At 47.1% G+C, this 3,249-nt stretch carries 2 protein-coding genes, 3 tRNA genes and 2 pseudogenes; 3 read left to right on the top strand and 4 right to left on the bottom strand.

The window, feature by feature from the left end:
• Window positions 1-10: 10 nt before the first annotated feature.
• The 4 genes and pseudogenes from Q0117_RS06725 to Q0117_RS06710 form a co-directional block, all read right to left on the bottom strand.
• On the bottom strand, window positions 11-448 hold the full coding sequence (locus Q0117_RS06725) for a PH domain-containing protein (protein ID WP_297923982.1): 438 nt from the start codon (window positions 446-448) through the stop codon (window positions 11-13).
• 504 nt (window positions 449-952) lie between these two features.
• Window positions 953-1,318 (bottom strand): annotated as a pseudogene (locus tag Q0117_RS06720) (3-deoxy-8-phosphooctulonate synthase); the annotation flags it as partial.
• Between the two features lie 447 nt (window positions 1,319-1,765).
• Window positions 1,766-2,113 (bottom strand): annotated as a pseudogene (locus Q0117_RS06715) (3-deoxy-8-phosphooctulonate synthase); the annotation flags it as partial.
• A 51-nt stretch (window positions 2,114-2,164) separates the two neighbouring features.
• The gene (locus Q0117_RS06710) at window positions 2,165-2,752 is read right to left on the bottom strand and encodes a transglycosylase SLT domain-containing protein (RefSeq protein ID WP_297881650.1); all 588 of its coding nucleotides are present in this window, start codon (window positions 2,750-2,752) and stop codon (window positions 2,165-2,167) included.
• 128 nt (window positions 2,753-2,880) lie between these two features.
• Between Q0117_RS06710 and Q0117_RS06705 the strand changes: the two genes are divergently transcribed.
• The 3 genes from Q0117_RS06705 to Q0117_RS06695 all read left to right on the top strand — a co-directional run bounded on the left by Q0117_RS06705 (window position 2,881) and on the right by Q0117_RS06695 (window position 3,181).
• Window positions 2,881-2,956 (top strand) — tRNA-Val (locus Q0117_RS06705).
• Window positions 2,957-3,017: 61 nt separating this feature from the next.
• Window positions 3,018-3,094 (top strand) — tRNA-Asp (locus Q0117_RS06700).
• A gap of 11 nt (window positions 3,095-3,105) precedes the next feature.
• Window positions 3,106-3,181, top strand: a tRNA-Lys gene (locus Q0117_RS06695).
• Window positions 3,182-3,249 lie beyond the last annotated feature (68 nt).

The raw sequence follows: 3,249 nt of genomic DNA, 5'->3' as shown, positions 1-3,249 counted from the left end.
AAGGTGAAGCCTAGCCTATCTTTTCCATCGCCTTGTTTTTAAACGCTACGGGATTAGCGATAAATTGGAAGCTAACCGCGGTGCCGCCGGTGCCCCGCACCACTATGGTGCCGAATTTTAAAATTCGCCCCAAGATACTCTGCATTACGGATATGCTTTCGATTTTTTCATATTTTAGCTCCACCGTTTCACGGCTAATAAGACCCTTTTTGCCGATTATACGTTGATTCGTGATAGCGAGCTCGTTTGTTTTTAAAACAATAAACCCGTGAATTAGCGCCGCTATAAAACCGCCAAAGCATATGAATGAAAGTCTATCGTCTTTATTTATGATTCCAACTATCGCGGGAATCAATATGACGATAGCGGAGATAAAAACCGCCCAGTAAATTTTGGCTTTAGCAATCACATTTTCGCTATTTAGAAGGTTAGACTCTACGTAACCCATAAATATCCTTTAAAAGAATTTTAGGCTTAAATTATATCCCCGCCTCATTAATCTTGACTTAAATTTTATGCGGCGGCAGCTCGTGTAATGCGGATTGGGCAATCGGAATTTGTGCGTAAATTTAGATTAAATTTTACTTTGTCGGCTGCGAAATTCAGCGCAAAATTTATGGTTAAATTCTGCGCACTAGGCTTTTAAAATTGTAAATTTAGCGCAGCGAAATTGCCCCGCTTGTGGCCTGGCGATCGCCCTATGTCGCATAAATTTTATCAAAGCCCTAAGGCTTAATGAAGCTCGCAGGGTAAATTTATAAATGCACTAAATTTTATCGCAATACATTTGAAATTTTTAGCGTGCGATATGCAAACTCGCTACGGTTGAAGCTCGTCCGTACGAATATAAAATTCGTTAGCGCAAAGTGCGAAAAAGTGGCTAGCGTGCGCAACGGTGCGAAATTAAAATTTAAACTCGCTAGCCTAATTTGAAATTTTATAGCCGCCCGCTCTAAAATCCGAGCGCTTTTTGAATCGCGAGCGTCTGCGCTACGATGCGCTCTAGCTGCTGTAGATTTAGCATATTCGGCCCGTCTGAAAGCGCGTGAGCGGGATCTGGGTGCGTTTCGTAAAAAAAACCGTCCACGCCCACGGCCGCCGCCGCTCGCGCGAGATACGGTACGAAGCGCGAGTCGCCGCCGCTCGTAGCGCCGATACTAGGCATCTGCACGCTGTGCGTAGCGTCGAAAATGACCGGCGCAAACTCGCGCATAATCGGCAGCGAGCGCATATCGACGATCAAATTTCCGTAGCCGAAGGTACTGCCGCGCTCGGTGAGCCAAACGCCGTGGCGGCGTGCCAGATCGTGCATCCCTTCGCCGCTCGGCTGCGAGGCGTTTTGCGCGGCACTTATCGAGCTGTCTTGCGCGTTGCAAGTATGAGAGAAGTTTGGCTGCAAAGCGCTTTGCGCTTCGCTTTTGTTATCGCTTTGTGCGGCACAAGGTGTAGCCGTACCTTTAGCAGCATTTTCAGCACCGCTTTTAGCGCCGCAAGTATGAATAAAATTTTGTGCGTCCGATCGTGCGCCGCAAGAATTTTGCGCGCCTAGTGCCGAAGATCCGCTATCCGCACCGCCTTGGGCGCCGCTTTGCGCGCCGCAAATTTCGGCATCGTCGTAGCAGGCGCTGTTTTGAGCGGCCTTTGTATCGCTAGATGCCGCACCGCTTTGCGGAGTATAAGCCCGTGCGCTGCGGGTTTGCAGCACCTTTTCGACGCTGTGTTTCATCGCCTGTGGCGATAAAAACTGACCTTTTTTGATGTTTACTACCGCTTGCGTGCTGGCTGCGGCGACGAGTAGGTCGGTTTGGCGGCACAAAAACGCAGGTATTTGCAGCACGTCGGCGACGCGCGCGACGGGCTCTGCCTGGTAGCTTTCGTGGATGTCGGTTAAAATTTTATAGCCGAACTTTTCCTTTACTTCGGCTAAAATTTCGCAGCCGCGCTGCAGCCCCGGGCCGCGGAAGCTTGAGATGCTGGTGCGGTTGGCTTTATCGAAGCTGCTTTTGAAGTAAAATTCCACCCCGCTCATTTCGTTAAATTTGCGCAAACTTTCCGCAACTTGCATTATCAGCTCGCGGCTTTCGATCACGCAGGGTCCTGCGATCAGTATCATGAAATATCCTTTTTTAAAATTTGCACGATTTTAGCGAAATTTTACTAACTCTTAATAGGGCTTGCCGAAAAATTTCTCGTAATGCTCGTAAAAGCGTTTGTAGTAAGGGTTTGAGTAGCGTTTTCGCATGCCGTAGTTGTAGCACTCGATCGTGTCTTTTATATTTTTATTTTTGGCGTTCCAGCATTTGCGCAGGATCTTGGCGCATTTGGTGAGGTTGTACATCGGGTTGAATATATAATCGATCTCATTTTGGCTGAAATTTACGGCGTTTAGCTGCCCAAGCCCTACGTCGATGCTAAAGCCATCCTCGTACAGGTACTTTGCGATCTGCACGGCGTAAATTTCGTTTGCCGGTATGATCGTAACGACCCATTTGCTGGAATTTAGGCTATAGTTGCTCGTTTTGATGCGGATATTTTGATTGCGCAGACCTGCGAAATAATCGGCGTTTGCTTTGTTTGTCAAAAAGGAGATCGTGTAGGGCTCGAAGTCGCTTTCGATTTTGACGATAGTGTATAAAATTTCAGGCTTTACCCCTTCGTTTTGCGCTACTGCGGCGATGGCGTTTACGATCTCGTTCGGCGAGTAAGCGGGGGCTTGAAGCGCTAAAAACAGGGCGAAAACCAACTTTTTCATCTAAATTTACCGAGCCTTTGATAAAATTTTATGTCGCAAGTATAGCACAATTTCAGTCTTTTCATCATTGTTTAAGTGAAAATTAATCGTATTAGATATATAATCACATTTCTTTTTTAAACCCAAATGGTCGCTTAGCTCAGCTGGTAGAGCGCCACCCTTACAAGGTGGATGTCGCAGGTTCGATCCCTACAGCGACCACCATTTTGAAATCATTGGATTTCATACTTCTTTGAGCACTTGCGCTGCGAGTGTGATTTTTGGTGCGACGGTAGTTCAGCTGGTTAGAATGCCGCCCTGTCACGGCGGAGGTCGTGGGTTCGAGCCCCATTCGTCGCGCCACTTCTTACGATGTCTTGCTAGCTCAGTAGGTAGAGCATCTCACTTTTAATGAGGGGGTCGTTGGTTCGAATCCAACGCAGGACACCACCCACCAAATTTTCCCCCTATTTTTAGTTTTTTGATTTTTTTAAAAGCCCTTTTTTACGGCTTTTTCA

It is taken from the genome of uncultured Campylobacter sp. (genome assembly GCF_937997535.1).
Classification (GTDB): Bacteria; Campylobacterota; Campylobacteria; order Campylobacterales; family Campylobacteraceae; genus Campylobacter_B.
The sequence above is the reverse complement of the archived record's forward strand: the minus strand, read 5'-3'. Positions and strand labels throughout refer to the sequence as shown.